17 protein-coding genes are annotated in these 21448 nt (G+C 37.5%); 11 read left to right on the top strand and 6 right to left on the bottom strand.

The features are described 5' to 3' along the window. Window positions 1-22 precede the first annotated feature (22 nt). From LVD16_RS01355 to LVD16_RS01320, 8 genes are all read left to right on the top strand, one after another. A complete protein-coding gene (locus LVD16_RS01355) occupies window positions 23-271 on the top strand; it encodes a pinensin family lanthipeptide (protein ID WP_233771788.1) in 249 nt (82 codons plus the stop codon). A gap of 62 nt (window positions 272-333) precedes the next feature. Continuing rightward, window positions 334-1629, top strand: coding sequence for an HlyD family secretion protein (locus LVD16_RS01350; RefSeq protein ID WP_233771787.1), 1296 nt, complete (start codon window positions 334-336; stop codon window positions 1627-1629). A 39-nt stretch (window positions 1630-1668) separates the two neighbouring features. Then, a complete protein-coding gene (locus tag LVD16_RS01345) occupies window positions 1669-4437 on the top strand; it encodes a lantibiotic dehydratase (RefSeq protein ID WP_233771786.1) in 2769 nt (922 codons plus the stop codon). Between the two features lies 1 nt (window position 4438). Continuing rightward, window positions 4439-5440, top strand: a complete 1002-nt coding sequence (locus LVD16_RS01340) for a lantibiotic dehydratase C-terminal domain-containing protein (protein WP_233771785.1) — start codon at window positions 4439-4441, stop codon at window positions 5438-5440. Continuing rightward, entirely contained in the window at window positions 5437-7350 is a 1914-nt protein-coding gene (locus LVD16_RS01335) for a lanthionine synthetase LanC family protein (protein WP_233771784.1), read from the top strand. The genes LVD16_RS01340 and LVD16_RS01335 overlap by 4 nt, the downstream gene beginning before the upstream one ends. Further along, window positions 7347-8417, top strand: a complete 1071-nt coding sequence (locus LVD16_RS01330) for an anhydro-N-acetylmuramic acid kinase (protein WP_233771783.1) — start codon at window positions 7347-7349, stop codon at window positions 8415-8417. The genes LVD16_RS01335 and LVD16_RS01330 overlap by 4 nt, the downstream gene beginning before the upstream one ends. Window positions 8418-8462: 45 nt before the next feature. Continuing rightward, window positions 8463-9689, top strand: a complete 1227-nt coding sequence (locus LVD16_RS01325) for a Glu/Leu/Phe/Val dehydrogenase dimerization domain-containing protein (RefSeq protein WP_233771782.1) — start codon at window positions 8463-8465, stop codon at window positions 9687-9689. Between the two features lie 150 nt (window positions 9690-9839). Further along, window positions 9840-11360, top strand: a complete 1521-nt coding sequence (locus LVD16_RS01320; RefSeq protein WP_233771781.1) for a sodium:proton antiporter — start codon at window positions 9840-9842, stop codon at window positions 11358-11360. A 78-nt stretch (window positions 11361-11438) separates the two neighbouring features. On the opposite strand, the gene LVD16_RS01315 is transcribed toward LVD16_RS01320, so the two are convergent. From LVD16_RS01315 to LVD16_RS01290, 6 genes are all read right to left on the bottom strand, one after another. Beyond that, window positions 11439-12755, bottom strand: coding sequence for an aspartate kinase (locus LVD16_RS01315; protein WP_233771780.1), 1317 nt, complete (start codon window positions 12753-12755; stop codon window positions 11439-11441). A 118-nt stretch (window positions 12756-12873) separates the two neighbouring features. Continuing rightward, a complete protein-coding gene (locus tag LVD16_RS01310) occupies window positions 12874-13764 on the bottom strand; it encodes a DUF4382 domain-containing protein (RefSeq protein ID WP_233771779.1) in 891 nt (296 codons plus the stop codon). Between the two features lie 174 nt (window positions 13765-13938). Beyond that, window positions 13939-15870, bottom strand: a complete 1932-nt coding sequence (dnaK, locus tag LVD16_RS01305) for a molecular chaperone DnaK (RefSeq protein ID WP_233771778.1) — start codon at window positions 15868-15870, stop codon at window positions 13939-13941. Between the two features lie 178 nt (window positions 15871-16048). Continuing rightward, a complete protein-coding gene (locus tag LVD16_RS01300) occupies window positions 16049-16717 on the bottom strand; it encodes a hypothetical protein (protein ID WP_233771777.1) in 669 nt (222 codons plus the stop codon). Window positions 16718-16772: 55 nt separating this feature from the next. Beyond that, window positions 16773-17432 (bottom strand): hypothetical protein, encoded by a 660-nt coding sequence (locus tag LVD16_RS01295; protein ID WP_233771776.1) that lies wholly within the window; start codon window positions 17430-17432, stop codon window positions 16773-16775. A gap of 408 nt (window positions 17433-17840) precedes the next feature. Beyond that, entirely contained in the window at window positions 17841-18521 is a 681-nt protein-coding gene (locus tag LVD16_RS01290) for a hypothetical protein (protein ID WP_233771775.1), read from the bottom strand. 330 nt (window positions 18522-18851) lie between these two features. Here LVD16_RS01290 and LVD16_RS01285 point away from each other — a divergent pair, with 330 nt between their 5' ends. The 3 genes from LVD16_RS01285 to LVD16_RS01275 are packed head-to-tail and all read left to right on the top strand — an operon-like array spanning window position 18852 to window position 21417. Beyond that, entirely contained in the window at window positions 18852-20432 is a 1581-nt protein-coding gene (locus tag LVD16_RS01285) for a peptide chain release factor 3 (protein ID WP_233771774.1), read from the top strand. Between the two features lie 5 nt (window positions 20433-20437). After that, on the top strand, window positions 20438-21118 hold the full coding sequence (locus tag LVD16_RS01280) for an RluA family pseudouridine synthase (protein ID WP_233771773.1): 681 nt from the start codon (window positions 20438-20440) through the stop codon (window positions 21116-21118). Continuing rightward, window positions 21115-21417, top strand: coding sequence for a DUF6787 family protein (locus LVD16_RS01275; protein ID WP_233771772.1), 303 nt, complete (start codon window positions 21115-21117; stop codon window positions 21415-21417). Before LVD16_RS01280 ends, LVD16_RS01275 begins: the two co-directional genes overlap by 4 nt. The last annotated feature ends 31 nt before the right edge of the window (window positions 21418-21448 follow it).

The raw sequence follows: 21448 nt of genomic DNA, 5'->3' as shown, positions 1-21448 counted from the left end.
TATTCAATTAAATTTTATAGACATGAAAAGTAAAAAATTAAAGATTGAGAATTTAAAAGTAAAAAGTTTCATTACGGAGGACTTGAAGGACGAGGCAGAAACAATTAAAGGAGGTTATGTTACATATGGCTGCACTGATGGCTGGGCGGGATGTCCTGTAGGTGGCGGAGGCGGCGGAGGCGGCACATACGCTTCTTGTAACCCTAATGCCTGGTATACTCATCGACCTTGCGATACAGGAGAACCTGTACATTGCAGCCCATGTAATTAAGATATTCATTAGGGCAATTTCTAATTGCCCTAATTTTTTGCGTAAATAAAAGACTAGCGTTTATGCCTAATACTGATAATATCAGAGTAAGAAGTGAAGAGGTTCAGGAGATATTAAGTCATATACCTCACTGGTTAATCCGTTGGGGAATTACAGTAATTTTTATTGTGTTGGGTGTAATCATCATATCTAGCTGGTTTATCAAATACCCTGATACAGCAAGTGCCAGGTTAGTACTCACCTCAGAAACACCCCCGGTTCATTTAGTATCCAGATCAGCAGGTAAGCTTCGGTTATTGACCGAGGATAAACAAACTATAGAAGAGGACAGGATCCTCGGTGTGATAGAAAATCCTGCGTCATATGCTGATGTAATGGCGCTTGAACAGCATTTGAAAGAAATTAAAAGTGATGTCTACAATTATAACTTTGTTGATAAAGCAGCTCAATTAGATCAATCTTTAAATGTTGGCTCTTTACAAAATATTTATTTTTCCTTCACTTCGGCAGTGGAAGATGCTAAAAGATTTACTTCTATTTCTTTTTATGAAAATCAAAGAACGGCGCTTAGTAAGCGAATGAAATATTATGAAAAGCTCAATGCGGGTCTTAATGATCAAATAGGATTAGCAGAGAATGAAATAGAAATAGCAGAAAGTATCTATCAAGATGATTCTTTACTTTATAAACAGCGTGCGGGTACTAAGCCCGAAATGAATAAGTCTAAATCTAACTATCTGGCCAGTAAAAGAAATAAAGAAAATTTACAGTCGTCAATTATTCAGAATAGTATCCAAATAGCAGAACTACGTTCACAAATTGATGAATTGCAATTAAAAGAAGTTCAAGAGATTGATCAGTTTAAGGCCAATGTTATAGTTAGCTACGAGCGCCTTGAAAGTGAATTAATTGCATGGAAACAACAGTATCTATTAATCAGTCCTATGCCGGGAAAGGTTTCATTCTCTAAATTTTGGAGTGATAATCAGTATGTACAGGCCGGTGAAGAGGTGATGACAGTAATTCCACTTTCAGAAGAAGTTATCGGAAATGTTTCTATGCCCATAATGGGTTCAGGTAAAATAAAGACTGGCCAGCGTGTTAATATTAAAGTAGATAACTATCCTTCAAACGAGTATGGAATGCTTGTGGGTAAAGTAGAGTCTATTGCGTTAGTGCCAAGAGATGATACCTATAATATTAGAATAAGTCTTCCTAATGGGTTAACCAGTAACTATAATCAGACGCTGGCTTTTAAGCAGGAAATGCAAGGAACAGCCGATATTATCACGGAGGATAAGAGGTTAATAGAAAGAGTATTTAGCCAGTTTTCGGCCATTCTAAATAGAATGGATTAATCCATTTTTCTAAACTATCCAATCACCTAACCATTTCAAATGAAGTTATTTCCGAGAGCACTATTAAGAATAGGAGGTGCTCCTTATAAAGAGTGGGAATCATTTAATTTCCCATATTTAACAGAGCAGATAAATCGGTTAACACTTTTAGAGGTTAAAAGGGAAGAAACCAAGTCTGTCTTATGTGATGATCTTTTTGCCTTCATCAGTAACAGTGAAAGTTCTGAAGATCAGAATAGTGTACAAAATCTAAGACGAGATATTTATAATGGCAGGAAGTTAAAAAAAAGCAAAATAGATAAGGCTCTATTGGCACTAACACCAGTATTAGCAGGGAAATTATCAGAATACCTCGCGCTGATAGATAATATTAAAAGAGTAGAGAAGGAAGGTGAAAATATCTATCAAAATGAAAATGAAGCAGCGAAATCGATCTTAAAGCGCCTGGTTTCTTCTTCAACTTTTCAAAAAGGACTTCTCTTATCTAGCAAGAATCTCTTAGACAGGATTTCAGCATATCAAAAGGGTAAAATTACAAGGAAAAAGGAGCTACAGGTGGAGAGTAGCTTGCTTCAGTATCTATCCAGGATTTACACTAAAACCTCTCCATTTAGCACATTTACAAATCTATCTCAGGTTCATTTAGATGCAGACATAATAAATAAAAAGGTAAGAGTAACTTCTGAAGCTCAGGTTATATCACATATAAGGTTAAATAACTACCTATTTAAATACATATCGGATCTTCTGAAACAATACAGGGAGGCCTATTTAAACTTGTTGTTGAGAACTAACCCTACAATACAGAGCAATGAGGATCATTATTTATACCTGACGAATAGCAATAATGTTGAATCCTTTCAAAGGATGCCACAAAATCCTTTAGTAAGCCACATCATTGAAACAGTTGATTCCCAGGAAGAAGGATTCAAGTTTGAGGCATTGATAACCGTCCTTCAAAGTGACGTTGATGCAGCACCTGAAGAATTGGAAGACTATATTAATCAGCTTATCAATTACGGACTTTTGGAGTATAACATTGGGGTTTCGGGCATAGACCCAGATTGGGATGTTAAGCTAGTAGAAAAACTATCGTTGTGGGGAGAGTCAGTGCCCTTTATATCAGATTTGATTGAGGCATTAAAGTCTTTGCGAAGCCTGGCCCTTAAATATGAGAAGGCTGGAGTATTTGAACGGAAAGAAATACTACAGGAAGCGTTTGACGAAATCAGAGAAGCTTGCTTTAAAATTCATAAAGCGGCCCAATTGCCCGAAGATGAAAGAAAACCATTAGAAGAACTGGAAAAAAAATGGAGAGAAACTACTCTTGATAAAAGTCAGAATAGTGAAGGTGCAACTATAACAGAGCGAGATTTCGAATTTAAGCATCGGGCTTCAACTATTTTTAGTTTTAAACCTGAACAGCTCTTTTATGAAGATACAACTCGTGATAGTCAAATAACCTTTGAACAAGGCGAGGTTTCTGAGCTGATACAACCTTTCCAACAGTTACTAAATCATATGAGGTTGTTCAACTCATATAAAAACGAGAAAGATAGAATGATGGCTTACTTTCTTAAAAAGTATGGTGCAAAGGAGAAAGTGGATGTTCTAACTTTTTATGAAGACTATTTCAGAGACATTAAAAGGCCTGATAAAGAGAAAAAAGAGGGTGGAGAAATGTCCGAAGTTGCGTCAATTAAGGTCAGAAGTCAACTTATCGAAGATTGGAGGAGGAGCTTTACTGAGGAATTAAAGAAGCAGCGAATAGGAAAGGAAGAAGTACATGTTGGTCTGGATGTTTTAAGGAAAGTAAATGAGTTAAATAAATTTTCTGACACTGGAGGTCAGGCTAATTCCTACGGTGCTTTTCTTCAGTTTTATTATGAAAATGATCAATTAAGAGCTGTGTTAAACGGTAGTTTTCCTGGCTATGGTAAAATGTACAGCAGATTTCTCCATGTCTTTGATGAAGACCTTACAGGTGAACTCAGGACATTTAATCAGATATTACAAAATGAAGAGGCAATTATGTTAGAAAACTGTGATGCCTCTTATTTCAACGCGAATTTGCATCCCCCATTAATGCCTTATGAAGTCTGGATGCCTGGTAGTCACAATTCACTGGTGGAAGAAATGCAGATCCCAATTACCGATTTCGCAGTTGTATACAATTACCAGATTGAGGCTTTAGAACTAATTCAGAAATCGACAAATAAGAAATTGTATGTCTTTGATTTAGGGTTTCAGGGGCAGAGCGGTAGGTCACAGTTATTTCAACTCTTAGAAAAATTTACACCCTCCGAACAGACTCATCCTTACAGTCTCAACAATTATGTTAATCAGCTAAGTGAAGCGGAGCAAAATGACAATAAAATAAAGATTTATCCCAGGATTGTCTTTGAAGAGCGGATAGTTCTACAAAGAAAAACCTGGGGTATTCCAAAGGAGTTACTGCCGTTTCGCCAACCTTTAGACTCCGACTGGGATTATTTTAGAGCAGTTAATTTATGGAGAAAGGAGCAGCAAATTCCTGATGAAGTTTTTATACATGTAAATCAGGATAGATTAGGCACAAATAAGGATATTGATGAAGAGGCTAGAAAGAAAATAACCAAGGATGATTATAAGCCTCAATATATTGATTTCAGAAATCCATTATTTGTGAACCTATTAGAAAAGCTTTTTAAAAAAGTGCCGCTAAATCTTCGTGTTGTTGAAATTCTCCCAGGTAAGAATCAGATGCTTCAGATTGATAATGAAAGGTTTGTTACGGAGTTTGTGGTGCAATGGTATACTAATAATTAATATGAGGGTGTATAAACCAGATGTGGAAAAAGAATGGATGGCAGTGCATATCTATTATTCAGAGCCTTGGGAAAATTTTCTTACAGAAAGCTTATCGCCCCTGATAATGAGTGACGAATTTCAGAACTCTATCGATCAGTTTTTTTTTATAAGATACTGGGAAAAAGGACCTCATATTAGACTAAGGCTAAAGGCGGACAAAGATGCTTTTGGTAAGTTCTTAAAGCCTTTATTGTCAGGTCACATTAACAGCTATCTTAGGAAGTACCCCTCCCACAGAAATGATTATAATGCCCATGATATGGCTGGCTGGTATGATAATAATTCTATCCAATACCTGCCTTATGAACCAGAAACAGTAAGGTACGGTGGTAGCTCTCTACTACCTATTGCTGAGAAACAGTTTCAGGCGTCATCTTCTGTCGTATTAGGTATACTGAGAGATAATTACAAGGATTGGGACTATTCAAGCATATTGGGAGCAGGTATTCAGTTGCATTTAAGTTTTGCTTATGCGGCAGGAATGAATGAATCTGAGGCGCAGTTATTTTTCAATCAGGTTTTTCAAAATTGGTTTCCCAGGGCCTATCATGTTTACGATAAAAATATCACGAAAGAGGAATTAGATAAGCGCAAAGAGTATACGCTGAACGCCTTTAAGTCTAATTTAGCCGCTCAAAAGAATGTTTTGATTCCATATGTTGAAACCATATGGCACGCCTTAAAGAAGAATGAAGATTTTGAACAAGATTTTTTGAATGATTGGGTAATCTCGAATCAACAAATTACTAAAGAGATGATTGGTGAGGTAGATTCTGAGAGTTTTTCTTATCCAAATCTCTTCGAACTGTATAAAACTCTTAAAATCTCTGAACAGAATAAAAGGCTGTGGTCAGTATATGATAGCTTCATACATATGACCAATAATAGACTTGGAATCAAAAACCAAGATGAAGGTTATCTTGCCTATCTAATGTCTGAAAGTTTTAAAGTGATTCAATGAAAATAAGAGATAATGAATATTTAAAGGCATCTATAGCCATAGCTGACCGGCTGTTGGATGAAGTTGAGATCACTGAAAAAGGATTCAGTTGGGAAACACTTAGTCTGTTAGATCACAATGAGATGGAATACAGTGCTTCTGAAAGTCTTTATTCTGGAGTTTCTGGTATCATCTATTTTCTTTTAGAATTGTATAAAGAAACTAACTATAATAGATACCAAGAAGCTGTAATTAAAGGGGTTGATTGGCTATTGGATTACTGTGCGAAACACCCAACAAAATATTATTCATTTTACACGGGTAGAGTGGGGGTGGCTTCCACTTTGATTGAAATTGGTGAATATTTGGGCAATCCGGAATATAGCCAGAAGGCGTTAAGCTTAATAAAAGATTGTGATACTTTTTTAGATGAGAAGCCCATAGTAGATGATCTTATCAATGGCATTTCAGGCACATTGTTAGGTCTTTTGCATATTCATGCAACAACTAAGAATGATTTAGTTTTAGAGAAAATTAAGATCTATGTTCAGCACTTGGTCAACCGAATCAATGTACATGAGGAAGGTTTTTATTGGGATAGGAATGCAAAGGCCAGCAAAGGATTATGTGGCTTTTCTCATGGAGTAGCAGGAGTAGGCTATGTTTTTCTGGAGCTCGGCAAGTACTTTCAAAATGATACCTTCTATTATATCGCAACACAGGCCTTTGCCTATGAAAATAGTCATTTTAAGCATGAGATAAATAATTGGCCAGATTTAAGAAATGGTTTTTACGATAACGAATCTTTTGAGATTCAAAAAAAGGAATATCTCGATGGTAATAAAGGATTTTTCTTTCAGGAAAAGGATATGATCGCATGGTGTCATGGTGCTCCGGGGGTTGGACTTTCCAGAATTAAGGCCTTTCAGGTATTGGGGAAATCTGATTATTTAAGAGATCTAAATCGCGCTGCAACTAAAACAGTGGAGAGCCTTGAAAATATTAATGCTTTGCCGGGTTGCTTTGTTTTGTGTCATGGAGGTGGAGGCAATGCTTTATTTTTGATGGAGTTAGATAGGTTCAATAATGCAAATGAGTATTATTCGTTAGTTGAGAAGGTTGCAAAAAGGAGCTTGGATTCGTACAACCAATATGGCTATTATAATTCTGGTTATGCATTTGCCAAAGATAAAACCGATATTAGTTTGTTCATGGGTGATGCCGGAATTGGATATTTTTATCTATTGGTGTCAAAAGGTAAGATAAGCAGTCCTACTATTTTAAAGCCTGAATTATCAAAGGTTTTTGGTGAAAATGCTGGAGGTATTTTATCATTAACTAAAGACCAGCTGTTTGAAAGATTATTTAATAGATGTTTTCCGTTATCAGGTTCTTTTCTTATCAAGCTGGTCAAGCCAAATTTCAACATAAGTTTTTTGAAGTATGTAACTGATGAGTTGGCGGTTGTTTCAGATAATTTAGATGCATCTGTTAAGTCCAAATGGAGTTATGACCTGTTAAAATTGAGCTTGGATAGCAAAGATCGAAGTGATGCTTACAGACATTTAAAAGCAATTGTGGAGATAGAAAATAATAAATCATTACTACTCAGTGACAAAGATTTACTGGGTGCTGTTCTGAAAATTCCAGATGATAATGAGCTTGCTGATTACCCTGAAGCTGAATCTGTGGACGGTGAATATGCCTTATTAGCGCCAGGGCCTTTGGGGGTTCATGAATATTTCTTAGATGAATTCTCTCATGCAGTTATAAAAAATTTTCTTCTACCTTCTAAAATTGGAATAGTAATTAAGAATGTTGTTAACTTATGTGAAGTAAATAATGAGGATGAAAGGGTGCAAGTGGAAAGTGCTGCATTAGCTCAAATTAAACAATACCTTTTATCAGGAATGTTAGTAGTAGAAAGATGAAAAATAAAACTCATTTTAAAGTAATAGGTCTAATGTCCGGCACCTCTCTTGATGGTCTGGATATTTGCTACTGCCAATTTCAGTTGGATGATCAATGGAGCTTTAAAATTATTCAAGCAGAAACCTTAGAGTATCCGCAGGAGATGATTGAAAGGTTGATGGAAAGCACTACACTTTCAGGCCAGCAACTCACTCAGCTTGATCATGATTTGGGTAATTATATTGGTAAGTCGGTGCAAGAATTTGTTGATAAATATGAATTAGAGGTCGATTTTATATCATCTCATGGGCATACCGTATTTCATCAGCCTGAAAATGGTTTTACTTTACAAATTGGAAATATAAATGATATCTCTGCTAAAACAGGATTGCCGGTTATTGGTGATTTTAGGTCATTAGATGTTGCTCATGGTGGACAGGGAGCTCCATTGGTGCCAATCGGGGACAGACTGCTTTTCGCTGATTATGATTACTGCCTTAATTTGGGGGGCATTGCTAATATTTCTTATGAAAATGATGGAGATAGAATAGCCTTTGATATTTCACCTTGTAATATGGCTTTAAATCATCTTGCGGCCCGGTTTGGTAAATCATATGATCATGAGGGGAGCCTCGCTCGATCAGGACAGGTGGATGATTCGTTGTTGAGGGTTTTGAATGATTTGCCATTTTATTCAGCGTCCGCTCCTAAATCATTAGGATTCGAATGGATGGAGAAGAACTTTTTTCCACTGCTAGAGCAAAAGGGATACACTAACGAAGACCTCTTAGCCACCTGTGTTGAGAATTTTGCCATTCAAATAGCTCGCACAATCTCCAAGCCCAATACTAAGCTCCTGATTACAGGTGGTGGAGCATTTAACAATTATTTAATAGAGAGAATAAACTTTCATTCTGGCAAGAATACCGAAGTGATAATTCCCAATAAAGAAGTGATTGGCTTTAAAGAGGCGTTGATTTTTGCTTTTTTGGGCGTTTTAAAAGTGACAGGGCAATCAAACTGTTTGTCTAGCGTTACCGGTGCAAGCCAGGATACTTGTGGAGGTGTGAGTGTGGGGTTTAAGTGAGTCCTTTCTTTTCCTTAGATTTGAGGCCTCATGAAATTGGATGCTATGAAAGAATTATTAGAGAAATTTGAAAATAAGAGACCGGAAATAGTCTTTGAGTGGAGCGATAGTGAAACGGAGGCCGAAGGCTGGGTAGTGATCAACTCTTTGAGAGGAGGAGCAGCTGGCGGAGGAACCAGAATGCGCAAGGGCTTGGATAAGAATGAGGTAGTGTCACTGGCTAAAACCATGGAGGTGAAGTTTACCGTATCAGGTCCGCCGATAGGGGGCGCTAAATCAGGGATTAACTTTGACCCTGAAGATCCCCGTAAACAAGGAGTTTTAGAAAGATGGTATGCCGCTGTAAAACCACTATTAAAATATTATTACGGTACAGGAGGAGACTTAAATGTAGATGAAATTCACGAGGTGATACCTATCACAGAAGATGTGGGTGTTTGGCATCCTCAGGAAGGTGTATTTCACGGACATTTTCAGCCAACAGAAGCTCAGATCATTAATAGGATTGGTCAATTAAGACAAGGAGTGATCAAAGTGTTGGAAAATGAGAGTTACTCTCCAAACATAAAGAAGAAATATACCGTGGCCGATATGATCACGGGTTATGGTGTGTCTGAGGCTATCAAACATTATTACACTATTTGGGGTGGTGACGTTACTGCAAAAAGAGCTGTAATCCAGGGTTGGGGTAATGTAGGTGCCGCAGCTGGGTTTTACCTATCTCAGATGGGAGTAAAAGTGGTAGGTGTTATTGATAGAAATGGTGGGGTTATGAACCAAGAAGGGTTTAGTCATGAAGAGATAACCGAATTGTTCTTAAATAGAAAAGGCAATCAGCTGGTGTCTCCGGAATTAATTTCTTTTGAAGAGATTAATGAGAAAATCTGGGATTTGGAGTTTGAAGTATTCATTCCTGCTGCAGCTTCCCGTTTAATCACTCGTGATCAGGTGGAGAGAATGATCAATTCCGGGCTTGAGGTGTTTTCATGTGGCGCTAATGTGCCTTTTGCCGACCCTGAAATATTTTTTGGGCCAACCGGCTTATATGCTGATAGTAACTTTTCGGTAATACCAGACTTCATTGCTAACTGTGGCATGGCCAGAGTTTTTGCGTATCTTATGGAGAATGAAGTAGGCCTGGAAGATGAAGATATTTTCTCAGATACCTCTGAATGTATAAAAAAAGCTCTTATGAAAACTTATGAGCTAAACAGCAAAAAGACTGAAATAGCAAAAACTTCGTTTGAAAGTGCACTTAGTCTGTTGGTATAACCGCTTATAAATTTTTAACCTCTAATTAATTTATAAGAACAGAGGATTTTCATTAGATTACATACCTTTGAGAATTGTATATTCGGATGTACTGTATTTCACTTGAAAAAATCCTATTATTTAAAGTAATTGTAGAAAAAATTCAAATTAGTGAGTAAAGCGCTTTTAAGATTATTACTGGTTTTATTTTTATTTACTGCCTCGTTATCTTCCTTTGGCGCTAGTGAGTCCGCCAAGGTATCAGAAACCACTACCTCAGAAATAGTTCAGGAAGAAGAGAAACATGGGCAGGCTCAACACGCAGAAGGCCATGGAGAAGGGCATGCAGAGGCAGCTCATCACGCACCTCCGGGCTGGACCATAATTCCTTTCGTTATCCTATTGTTAATGATAGCCACTGGGCCGTTGTTTTATGAGCACCTTTGGCATAAAAACTATCCAATAGTAGCCATTGCACTGGCAGTACTGGTGGTTTTGTACTACCTCTTTGGGCTTCATAATACACATGCACCGATACACGCTTTGGCAGAATATGTTCAGTTCATAGCATTATTGGCATCGCTATACATCGCCTCAGGTGGTATCATGATTGATATCGACAAGAAGTCTACGCCAATGGCCAATGTTATATTGCTATTTGTGGGCGCTATTGTGGCTAACCTGATTGGGACTACCGGTGCATCAATGCTTTTGGTTAGGCCGTACATCAGATTGAACAAGACCAGAATAAAAGCATATCATATCATATTCTTTATTTTCTCGGTAAGTAACATTGGTGGTTCATTAACACCAATTGGAGATCCTCCATTGTTCCTGGGATTCTTAAAAGGAATACCGTTCTTCTGGACTTTAGAGCATAACATAGTTGCCTGGTTATTTGCATTGGTACTATTATTAGTGGCGTTTTATATTTTAGATAGGAGAAACAAATCTAATTATGGCCTTTCTGATGAAGAGATAACTTATACCAACAAAATTAAGCTGGTAGGCTTTAGAAATTTCGTTTGGCTGGCAGTGGTTATTGGTTCCGTATTTCTGGATCCTAATGTTATAAGCTGGGTGCCTGCCATTCATTATGATGGTCAAAAGTTCTCATTTCTAAGAGAAATTATCATGCTTGGAGTTGCATTCTGTTCCTACAAGTTTGCAAATAAAAGGGCTATAGATGGGAATGAATTTAGCTTCGAACCCATAAGAGAAGTGGCCTTTATCTTCATTGGTATTTTTGGTACTATGATGCCTGCATTGGAGATAGTGAGTGGTTTTGCGGCATCTCCGGAAGGATCTAAGTTAATTAGTCATAATACATTATATTGGGGTACTGGCATGTTGTCTGGATTCTTAGATAATGCCCCTACTTACCTAAATTTCCTGACGGCGGCAATGGCTTCTCAAGGTGGTGATATAAGTAATATTTCTCAAGTAGTGGATTTTGCTAATGGAGGCGTTTTTCATGATAGTGTGCTAGACCTCAAAGCTATATCCATTGCTGCAGTGTTCTTCGGAGCATTTACATATATAGGTAACGGACCTAATTTTATGGTGAAGTCTATTGCAGAGCAAATAGGTATTAAAATGCCTTCATTCTTTGGATATATAATAAGATTTTCGATCCCGTTTCTTCTTCCTCTATTGGTGTTGGTATGGCTGGTATTCTTTGCCTTTATATAAAAGATTAGGAGTAAAATATAATTAAAAAGGCCATTTGAAATGAATCAAATGGCCTTTTTAATTTATTAAAGTATCTGCTTAAGCGAAGATAGTATTTAGCTTCACCAATGCATCTGTCTTAAATTTACTGTCAATAAGAATGGATACGTTGTTTTTGCTGCCACCATAAGACACCATTCTAATAGGCAGGTCACCCAGAGAATCAAATATTTTCTTTAAGGCTCCTTGCTTATTGGTGAGCATGCTTCCTACTATACAAACAATACTTTGGTTATTATCTACCTCTACAAAGCCGAAATTTGAAAGCTCATCTACAATTTCTTGAAGGTGAGAGGCATTGTCAATAGTTACGGATACAGCCACCTCTGAAGTGGTGATCATGTCTATTGAAGTTTTATATTTTTCAAATACCTCAAACAATCTTCTCAAGAAGCCATGTGCCAATAGCATTCTCGTAGACTTAATCTTTATGGCCGTAATACCATCTTTAGCGGCTATAGCCTTTATATCTGCACTGCCGGTTGTGTTGTGTATTACCGTTCCAGCGGCTTCAGGGTTAAGAGTACTTTTAAGTCTTACAGGAATACCAAATTTTTGAGCAGGTAGAATAGACGATGGATGCAATATTTTAGCCCCGAAATATGCAAGCTCGGCAGCTTCATCAAAGCTAAGCTCTGAAATAGGGAACGTGCTGTCTACCACTCTAGGGTCATTATTATGCATACCATCTATGTCAGTCCAAATTTGTACTTCTTTGGCTGCTATAGCTGCACCTACGAGGGAAGCTGTGTAGTCACTGCCACCTCTTTGTAAGTTGTCTGTTTTACCTTCGTGGTTTCTACAAATAAATCCTTGTGTAATATAGATTTGCTTCTTGTCCTGGCTGTCTAATATTTTTTTAAGCTCGGTAGAAATGCTGTCAATTCTTGGCTCAGCATCTTCATCAATGCTCATGAAATCAAGAGCCGGCAAAAGAGCGTTATCTATATCAGCCTCAAGTAAGTATTGGTGAAAAAGGTTGGTAGACATAATTTCACCAAAGGCCAATAATGTTTTGTTATTACCTTCATTGAAGTCAGGAATACTTGTCAGAGCATCTATGTCATTAAAGAAGCTATGAATAAGCTCGGTTCCTTTAGATTTACCTTCTTCTGTAGAATATAAATTGTCTATAAATTGATCGTAGTGTTTCTTAAGATTACCCACCTTATCCTTGGCCTCCTTCTGTTTCTTGGCAAGAAGTAATTCGCCAATTTCAACTAAAGAATTTGTAGTGCCGGATACAGCTGATAAAACCACTATTTTAGGTTCATTATCTGCTGTAATGAGGTCTGCCACTGTGTGCATTCGTTCGGGTAAACCGACCGATGTTCCTCCAAATTTGTAGATAATCATTTTGTGATATTTTTAATATTTGCGTGCAAAACTAATATGATTCGCATAAAAAAAGCCTCATTAAGAGGCTTTTTTTTAATTAAAAGGAAGAATTATTGTCTTTCTTTATGATTTTGTCTTATAATTCGATCTCTGTAATGCTCATGGCAGCTACATTCAAACCATAGTAAGCACCAATTATACCTTCAAAATTTCCAGATTCATCATATCCTACAACGTATAAGTCATAGTCGCCCTTGTTCATAAAGGCTAAGGTGAATTGATTATTGTCATTTACCACAGTGCTGGAAGCCGCATTAGCAAACCTTAAGTTATTGGCTTTTGGTTTAATGATTTCACCATTAGAGAATGTCTCTTTAGGGTAGGCGAAAACCACAGCATGATGAACATCAATGTTTTCTGTAAGAACTCCCTGAATGGTGCCAGCTTCTTCTGCTGACACTAATCTGATGGTAGGTTTCAGCATATAAGCCTCACTTTGTGAGTTTTTCACAAGTGCTTTTCTCACGTCAAAATCAAGGGTGAGATTAGTTACTCCATTCATAGGTACAGTAAAGCTTCCTGCTACCTTGTATTCTTCCTGAGCATTATCGTTTGGAAGATAAAGCGATTTGGATGTGCCATCAGCAAATAGTACATAGCTGCTAGGCGTAGAAGGTTCTCCTTCCCCTTCAAGTGGTATGTTAAGGTTTAATCTTAATGCGCTGTAGGTCCCGGCATCTAATTTTTCTTCTGAGATCAGAAGCTTTTCGCCATTTTGATAGCTTAAAAGGTCAACAGGTAATGGCTCGTCAAATGATTTTATAATTTGCCATCCTGCAGGACCATTTACTTCTATACTGCTTACTGAAATAATTACCCCTGCGATATTGGCGTCATCAATTGGTGCATCTGTAAGATAGATATTTGCTTTCCCTCTGCCATCAATCTCTTCATCTTTGTTACAGGCTATAAATGTAGAGAAGATTGATGCAATAAATACTAAGCTTAAAATTCTCGTCTTCATCATTATTTTTTGTGATTAATTTTCTTTGTAAACGCTTTAGGGAGAGCCTTTTGTATGTGCATTACTATGGAGGGAGTTATTTGCAGGATGAGTGTGATTATACGCCGATGAGTTGATTTTTAGGCACAAAAAAAGGGGCTAACTAGCCCCTTTTTTCGATCTATGTTTATCAGTAGATTACTTTTTGTTGTCATCTACTTCTTCGAATTCAACATCCGAAACATCACTGTCAGCACCAGCTTCAGCCTCAGGTCCTTGTGCTCCGTCTGCAGCTCCAGCTCCATCAGCACCTGGCTGACCGCCTGTAGCAGCATACATCTCTTGAGCAGCACCTTCCCATGCTTTATTCAATCCTTCCATAGCTGTTTCAATAGCCGCAAGGTCTTGAGATTGGTGAGCTTTCTTCAATTCTTCAAGGGCAGAGTTAATTTTGCCTTTGTTATCATCAGAAAGTTTGTCACCATACTCTTTTAATTGCTTCTCTGTTTGGAAGATTAAAGAGTCAGCAGCATTGATTTTATCAATTTTCTCTTTTGCCTCTTTATCAGCATCAGCGTTAGCCTGAGCTTCTTGTCTCATTTTCTCGATTTCCTCATCAGTAAGACCTGAAGATGACTCGATTCTGATTTTTTGTTCTTTACCAGTTCCTTTGTCCTTAGCAGATACATTCATGATACCGTTAGCATCAATATCGAATGTAACTTCTACTTGAGGCACACCTCTTGGAGCTGGTGGAATACCATCCAGGTGGAATCTACCAATAGTTCTGTTATCCTTAGCCATTGATCTCTCACCTTGTAATACGTGGATTTCCACTGAAGGCTGGTTATCAGCAGCTGTAGAGAATACTTCAGACTTTTTAGTAGGTATAGTAGTGTTAGCTTCGATTAACTTAGTGAACACACCACCCATAGTTTCGATACCTAATGAAAGCGGAGTTACATCTAGAAGAAGGACATCTTTTACTTCACCAGTTAAAACACCACCTTGGATAGATGCTCCGATAGCTACTACCTCATCAGGGTTAACACCTTTTGAAGGTTTTTTACCGAAGAATTTCTCTACCTCTTCCTGAATTTTAGGTATTCTGGTAGAACCACCTACTAAGATTACTTCGTCAATATCAGAAGCAGTCATTCCAGCATCATTAAGAGCAGCTTTACAAGGATCCATAGATCTTCTGATAAGATCATCACAGATCTGCTCGAATTTAGCTCTGGTTAATTTTCTTACCAAGTGCTTAGGAACACCGTCCACAGGCATAATGTATGGTAAGTTAATTTCAGTTTCTGTAGAGCTAGATAATTCAATTTTAGCTTTCTCAGCAGCTTCTTTAAGTCTCTGTAGAGCCATAGGATCTTTTCTAAGATCTATGTTCTCGTCATTCAAGAACTCTTGAGCTAACCAGTCAATAATTTTCTGGTCAAAGTCGTCACCACCAAGGTGAACATCTCCGTTAGTAGATTTTACTTCAAATACGCCGTCACCAAGTTCAAGAATAGATATATCAAATGTACCACCACCAAGGTCATACACTGCTATTTTCATGTCCTGATCTTTTTTGTCAAGACCATAAGCAAGAGCAGCAGCAGTAGGCTCGTTGATAATACGTTTTACTTCTAAGCCAGCTATCTGACCAGCTTCTTTAGTAGCTTGTCTTTCAGCATCGTTAAAGTAAGCAGGTACAGTAATTACCGCTTCTTTAACCTCAGTTCCCAGATAATCTTCAGCTGTAGATTTCATCTTTTGAAGAATCATAGCTGAAATTTCCTGAGGTGTATAGTTTCTGTCGCCAATTTTTACGCGAACAACATCATTATTTCCCTTTTCTACCTGGTAAGACATAGATTTCTTCTCTTCGCTTACTTCAGAGAATTTCTTACCCATAAATCTCTTTACAGAGCTTACAGTGTTATGAGGGTTAGTGATGGCCTGTCTCTTAGCAGGATCTCCTATTTTTCTTTCACCTTTTCCATCCTCAAGAAAAGCTACTATAGAAGGAGTAGTTCTTCTTCCTTCGCTATTAGGGATCACTACAGGCTCATTACCTTCCATCACGGCCACGCAAGAGTTGGTAGTACCTAAGTCAATTCCAATAATTTTTCCCATGATAATTAAGTCCTTATTTATGAATTAATAATTTCTATTTTTATTTCGTAATAACAACTTATCAATGGTTGTGCCAAATCAAAGACGCTGACAGTATGGCAGAAGGTGCTGACAGAAGGGAACAAAAAAGCCGCTCCGTAGTTGAAGCGGCAGTATTGAGTTATATAAAGATCGAAATTTATAAATCCAAATTCTCGAGTATTATAATGTCCACTTCACCTGAGACGGTAAGGTCGTTGCCAGTGGCATTATTTGAACCGCTTACATTAAACGAAAATGTAAATTGTAATGAACCTGTAGATGGATCATAACTATAATTAGAAATGTCTAGATCGGTATAAGTAGAACTATTAAAGGTATTGGCTATATCAAAAACTTTAAAATCTGTAGTCACAATATCTTTGAAGAAGAAAATTGAAAAGTTTTCAAACGTGAAGTTACCATCTTCTTCTGTAATATTTGCAGATACAGTGACTCTCGATGCTTGGTATATATCATCAGGCGTGCTTAAAAAGCGATATACGCTAATGGAACTACTTGTTTCGCCAATATTAATTATATTATAAGTGCGTAAATAACCAATTGAGGCAAATTTAAAATTTGAGGTGTCCTTAAACACTACATCTTCAGGTGTCATTCCGTCTAAATAAACCATAATATTTCCATATTTGGCTATTTGATCATAACCCTCACCATTTTCTCCATCTTGACCGTCTAAACCATTAGTGCCGTTAGTGCCATTGGTCCCGTTGGCTCCATCTGGTCCTGCTGGCCCTACTTCACCGTCCTGACACGCCATGAACATGCACATGGCTATTATTATAATTATATAAAAATGATTCTTCATTTTGGTTTCTTTTAAATTGAAAATTCTATCACTAATTGGAAATAGGTTTGGAAGACTAATTAATGTATTCAAGCACCACTAACTCTACCTCTCCTGATACATTCAAATCATTTCCAGTGTCATTATTTGCTCCGGTGACATTAAATGAAAATGAGAATTGCATTGTGCCAGTACTTGGCGTATAGCTATAATCTTCAATAACCAAATCTGTATAACTGGAAGAACTGTAGGTATCGTAAATGCCAAAAACTTTAAAGTCTGTAGTAACCACATCTTTTCCTATTTCCAAGCTGAAATTTGGGAAAGACAGTGTTTCTCCGTCTTCGACGGTCATGATTAGTCTGGCTACGGAATACTGAAATACATCATCAGGAGCACTAAGGAAGCGCATAGCTCTAAAGGAATAGGTTGACTCTGATATGGATACAACATTTTCAGAAGAGATATCTTCAATGGGTACGAATCGGAAATTGGAAGTATCTTTAAATGCTACCTCATCTGGTCTCGTACCATCCAGGTATATCATGATATTTCCATATTTAGTTAATTCATCGAAGCCAGCACCATCCATACCGTCTTCACCATCGGTGCCATTAGTGCCGTTTGTTCCATTAGTGCCATCCGCTCCGGCTGGTCCCACATCGCCATCTTCTGCGCAGCTCCCGAAAGAAAATACTATAATACATGCTAAAAAAAGGTAGTTAATGATTCTCATTGTTGTAAACATTTAATTGCTAATTGATTTTCAAAATGGGCTGAACATGATCAGTTAAGGGCTATATTGAAATTAGCTATCTTCTGCTTATTAAGAATCTCGAATTTAGGTGGAAGTTGTAGATGTAATATTTAATATGGATGCAATGACATGTGTGAATTATTCAAAATATATGTCATTGAAAAAGAGCTCTATGAGAGCGATTCGGGCCTGGTGAAGAATAGTAGTTAGATAATGGTTGCCCTAAATTATATTTAAAAGATGATTTGTGATGTGACCACAGAGTAAGAAGGGATTGCATTGATGCAAAGGGGGCGAGAGAATATTTAAATAATTTTAAATACTACATGGCGTAAACAAAAAAAGACTGCCAGAGGGCAGTCTTTTTGGTTACTATTTTGTTCCAAATTACATTGGACCCATTTCTGGGTAGATTATTTCATAAAGGTTAACATCAACTTTACCAGTAACATTAAGTTCATGGTATGTAGAGTTCATATTATCGTCTAAAACAAATGAGAATCCAAACTGAATACGGCCAGTAGTTTCATCATAATTATAGTCAGTAATAGTGAGATCTAGTTCTCCTTCTATACCGCCAGTAACTCTAAATGCTTTATTATCAGAGGTAGTTACTGTTGAGTTCCAATATAAGCCATCAAGCGAGAAATCTGCGTTATTACTTAGGTCAGTGGTCTTATAGAAGAAGTCGAAATACCCGCCTCCTTCAAAAAATGGCAAACTTGGAGTTGTGAATTTGGTTAATTCTACTTCATAATAAGTTCCTTCTTCTTCATCTTCAATCAGTTCAACTGTACTTGGAATATCATTAGAGTATGTAAATACTACAGAATCTTCAAATTCAATGCCATCAGGTCTCGTACCATCAAAATAAAGAATGATAGAGCCATCTTTTGTTAGTTCTTCAAAACCTTCTCCATCTTGTCCATCTACACCGTCAACTCCATCTACTCCATCAATGCCATCAACTCCATCTTTACCAGCTGGTCCAGGTTCACCATCTTCAGCGCAATTCATTAACGATAAAGAGATAAAACATGCGAAAAATAAATAACTAAGTTTTTTCATTGTAAAAATACGTGTTTTTTTAGGATATTTTATTTTAAAAAATGTTTGAGCTTGCGAGTTAAGTAACTGCTAGTCAAAGCTTTATACTAGTAATTTTAATTTAGTAACCCTTATGAAATTTCAGGTTATAAAATAATTTGCAAGTTACCCTCTGGTGTGGTAATGGTGGCTAATTGTTCCTTAATCTGAGTATTCAATCATCATGGCTTAAGCGTAGTTTTTTCCATCGGCCATTATATGATAGTACATCTTATATATTTAATGCTGTTCCTGCCAAGATTCTATGAAATATCTATCTTTGCAGATCAATTCAAATTATAGAATTAGCCCATGGCACTGAAAGAAGAAATAGAGAAGCGCAGAACCTTTGGAATTATCAGTCACCCGGATGCCGGAAAAACCACACTTACTGAAAAGCTACTTTTATTTGGAGGTGCTATTCAGACTGCTGGTGCGGTAAAGTCTAATAAGATTAAGATGCATGCCCGCTCTGACTGGATGGAGATAGAAAAGCAGAGAGGTATATCAGTGGCCACCTCTGTGATGGGATTTAATTATAACGGCAAGAAAATCAATTTGCTGGATACTCCTGGTCACCAGGATTTTGCTGAAGATACATACCGCACACTTACGGCAGTTGACAGCGTGATCATGGTAATAGACTGCGTGAAGGGGGTAGAGATTCAGACTGAGAAGCTAATGGAGGTGTGTAGAATGAGAAATACGCCTGTGCTCTGCTTCATTAATAAACTAGATAGGGAAGGTCGTGATCCTTATGATCTTTTAGATGAAATAGAAGAAAAACTTAATATAAAGGTTCGTCCTTTAAGCTGGCCTATAAGTATGGGTAAGACTTTTAAAGGTGTATACAGCTTGTTTAATAAAAGCTTGCATCTTTTTACGGCTAGTAAAACAAAGGTGGAGGGCGACGGTATTCAAATTGCAGATATTAATGACCCTCGCATAGATGAGGAGGTTGGTGAGAATTATGCCGCTCAGCTTAGAGAGGATGTAGAGCTAATAGAAGGAGTATATCCAGAGTTTGATGTGAATGAATATCTGGCAGGAAATGTAGCTCCGGTATTTTTCGGTAGTGCTGTTAATAATTTCGGTGTTAAAGAGCTTTTAGACTGCTTTATAGAATTGGCTCCTGCGCCTAAGTCCAGAGAAACTGAAGAGCGTTTAATAGAGCCTGATGAAAATAAATTCTCTGGCTTCATCTTTAAAATCCATGCTAACATGGACCCAAACCACAGGAACCGTATCGCTTTTATCAGAGTCTGTGCGGGTAAGTTTGAAAGAGGTACCAACTATTATCACGTGAGAACTGATAAGAAAATTAGATTTTCTAATGTTACCGCATTCATGGCTCAGGAAAAGGAATTGGTGGAGGAAGCTTGGCCAGGAGATATTGTTGGTCTTTATGATACTGGAAACCTGAAGATTGGAGACACCATTTCGGAAGGTGAAAAGGGTATGTACAAAGGAATTCCTAGTTTCTCGCCCGAGATTTTTAAAGAGGTGATCAATAAGGATGCTATGAAGACCAAGCAGCTTGATAAGGGATTACATCAGCTGATGGAAGAGGGTGTAGCTCAGCTGTTTACTTATGAGCTTGGGGCTAGAAAGGTGGTTGGTACCGTGGGAGCATTACAGTTCGAGGTAATCCAGCACAGGCTGAAAAATGAGTATGGAGCATCTTGTGATTTCATGCCGATGAATCTTTACAAAGCTTGCTGGATTAGTAGTAAAGATAAAAAGCAGCTCAACGAATTTATAAAATCCAAATTCAGACATATCGCTAAGGATAAGGACGGTAAGTGGGTATTTATGGCTGAATCAAGATCATGGCTTACCATGGTGCAGGATAACTTCCCTGACATAGAGTTTCATTTTACTTCTGAATTTTAAGAGCTGTGCTAGATTCTAAGAATGTTTTATATGAAGATAATCACCTGCTTATCATAAATAAGCAGGGGGGTGAGCTTGTTCAGGCAGATAAAACTGGGGATTTAACCCTGGGGGATGATGCTAAAGAGTACATCAAAAAGAAATATAATAAGCCTGGCGATGTTTTTCTAGGCGTGGTACATCGTTTAGATAGGCCTGTTAGCGGGGCAGTAGTTTTAGCGCGAACCTCTAAAGCTTTGGAAAGGATGAATAAAATTTTCAAAGAAAGAGATATTCAAAAAACATACTGGGCTATCACTACACATAGACCGCCACAAACTCAGGATGAGCTTACTCATTGGCTGAAGAAAAATACTAAAATCAATAAAACTTCTGCCTTCAATAAAAAGGTAAGTGGAGCCAAACAGGCCGTTTTGTCATATAAACTTATCGGCCGAGTGGCTGAATATTATATGCTTGAGATCACTCTTCAAACTGGTAGGCCGCATCAAATAAGAGTTCAGCTGGCTAAAATTGGCTGTAATATACTTGGTGATTTGAAGTATGGAGGAGACAAGGCCCATAGTAATGATATTTATCTGCACAGTCGTTTTGTAAGCTTTGAGCATCCGGTAAAAAAAGAACCTTTAAATATAACCGCTCCCTTGCCTAAAGATCAAATTTGGGGTTTATTTGGGGGGAAATGAAAAAACCTCAATGGCTAGATAGATTAGAGAACAGATGGCAGGTAAATACTGTCAGGGCTATTCTCATTCTAGTGGTTTTTGCTTGTACTGGCTTCACTGTTTTCTTTCTGAAAGCTCCCATACTCAATTTAATTGTTCCAGAAAGTGAACGTACCTGGGTGTTTACCCTTACTTACTATATCCTCATCTTCCCAATCTATAATATTATCCTTTTGATATATGGATTTATATTTGGTCAGTTCCAGTTTTTCTGGGCTTTTGAGAAGCGTATGTTCAGGCGCATGACCGGTAGGAAATAAAAAAGCTCTGAATTTTCATCCAGAGCTTCAT

The sequence above is a fragment of the Fulvivirga ligni genome (assembly GCF_021389935.1).
In the GTDB taxonomy this organism is placed as follows: Bacteria; Bacteroidota; Bacteroidia; order Cytophagales; family Cyclobacteriaceae; genus Fulvivirga; species Fulvivirga ligni.
Note: the sequence above shows the minus strand (reverse complement) of the source record. Positions and strands in the feature narration are given on the sequence as shown.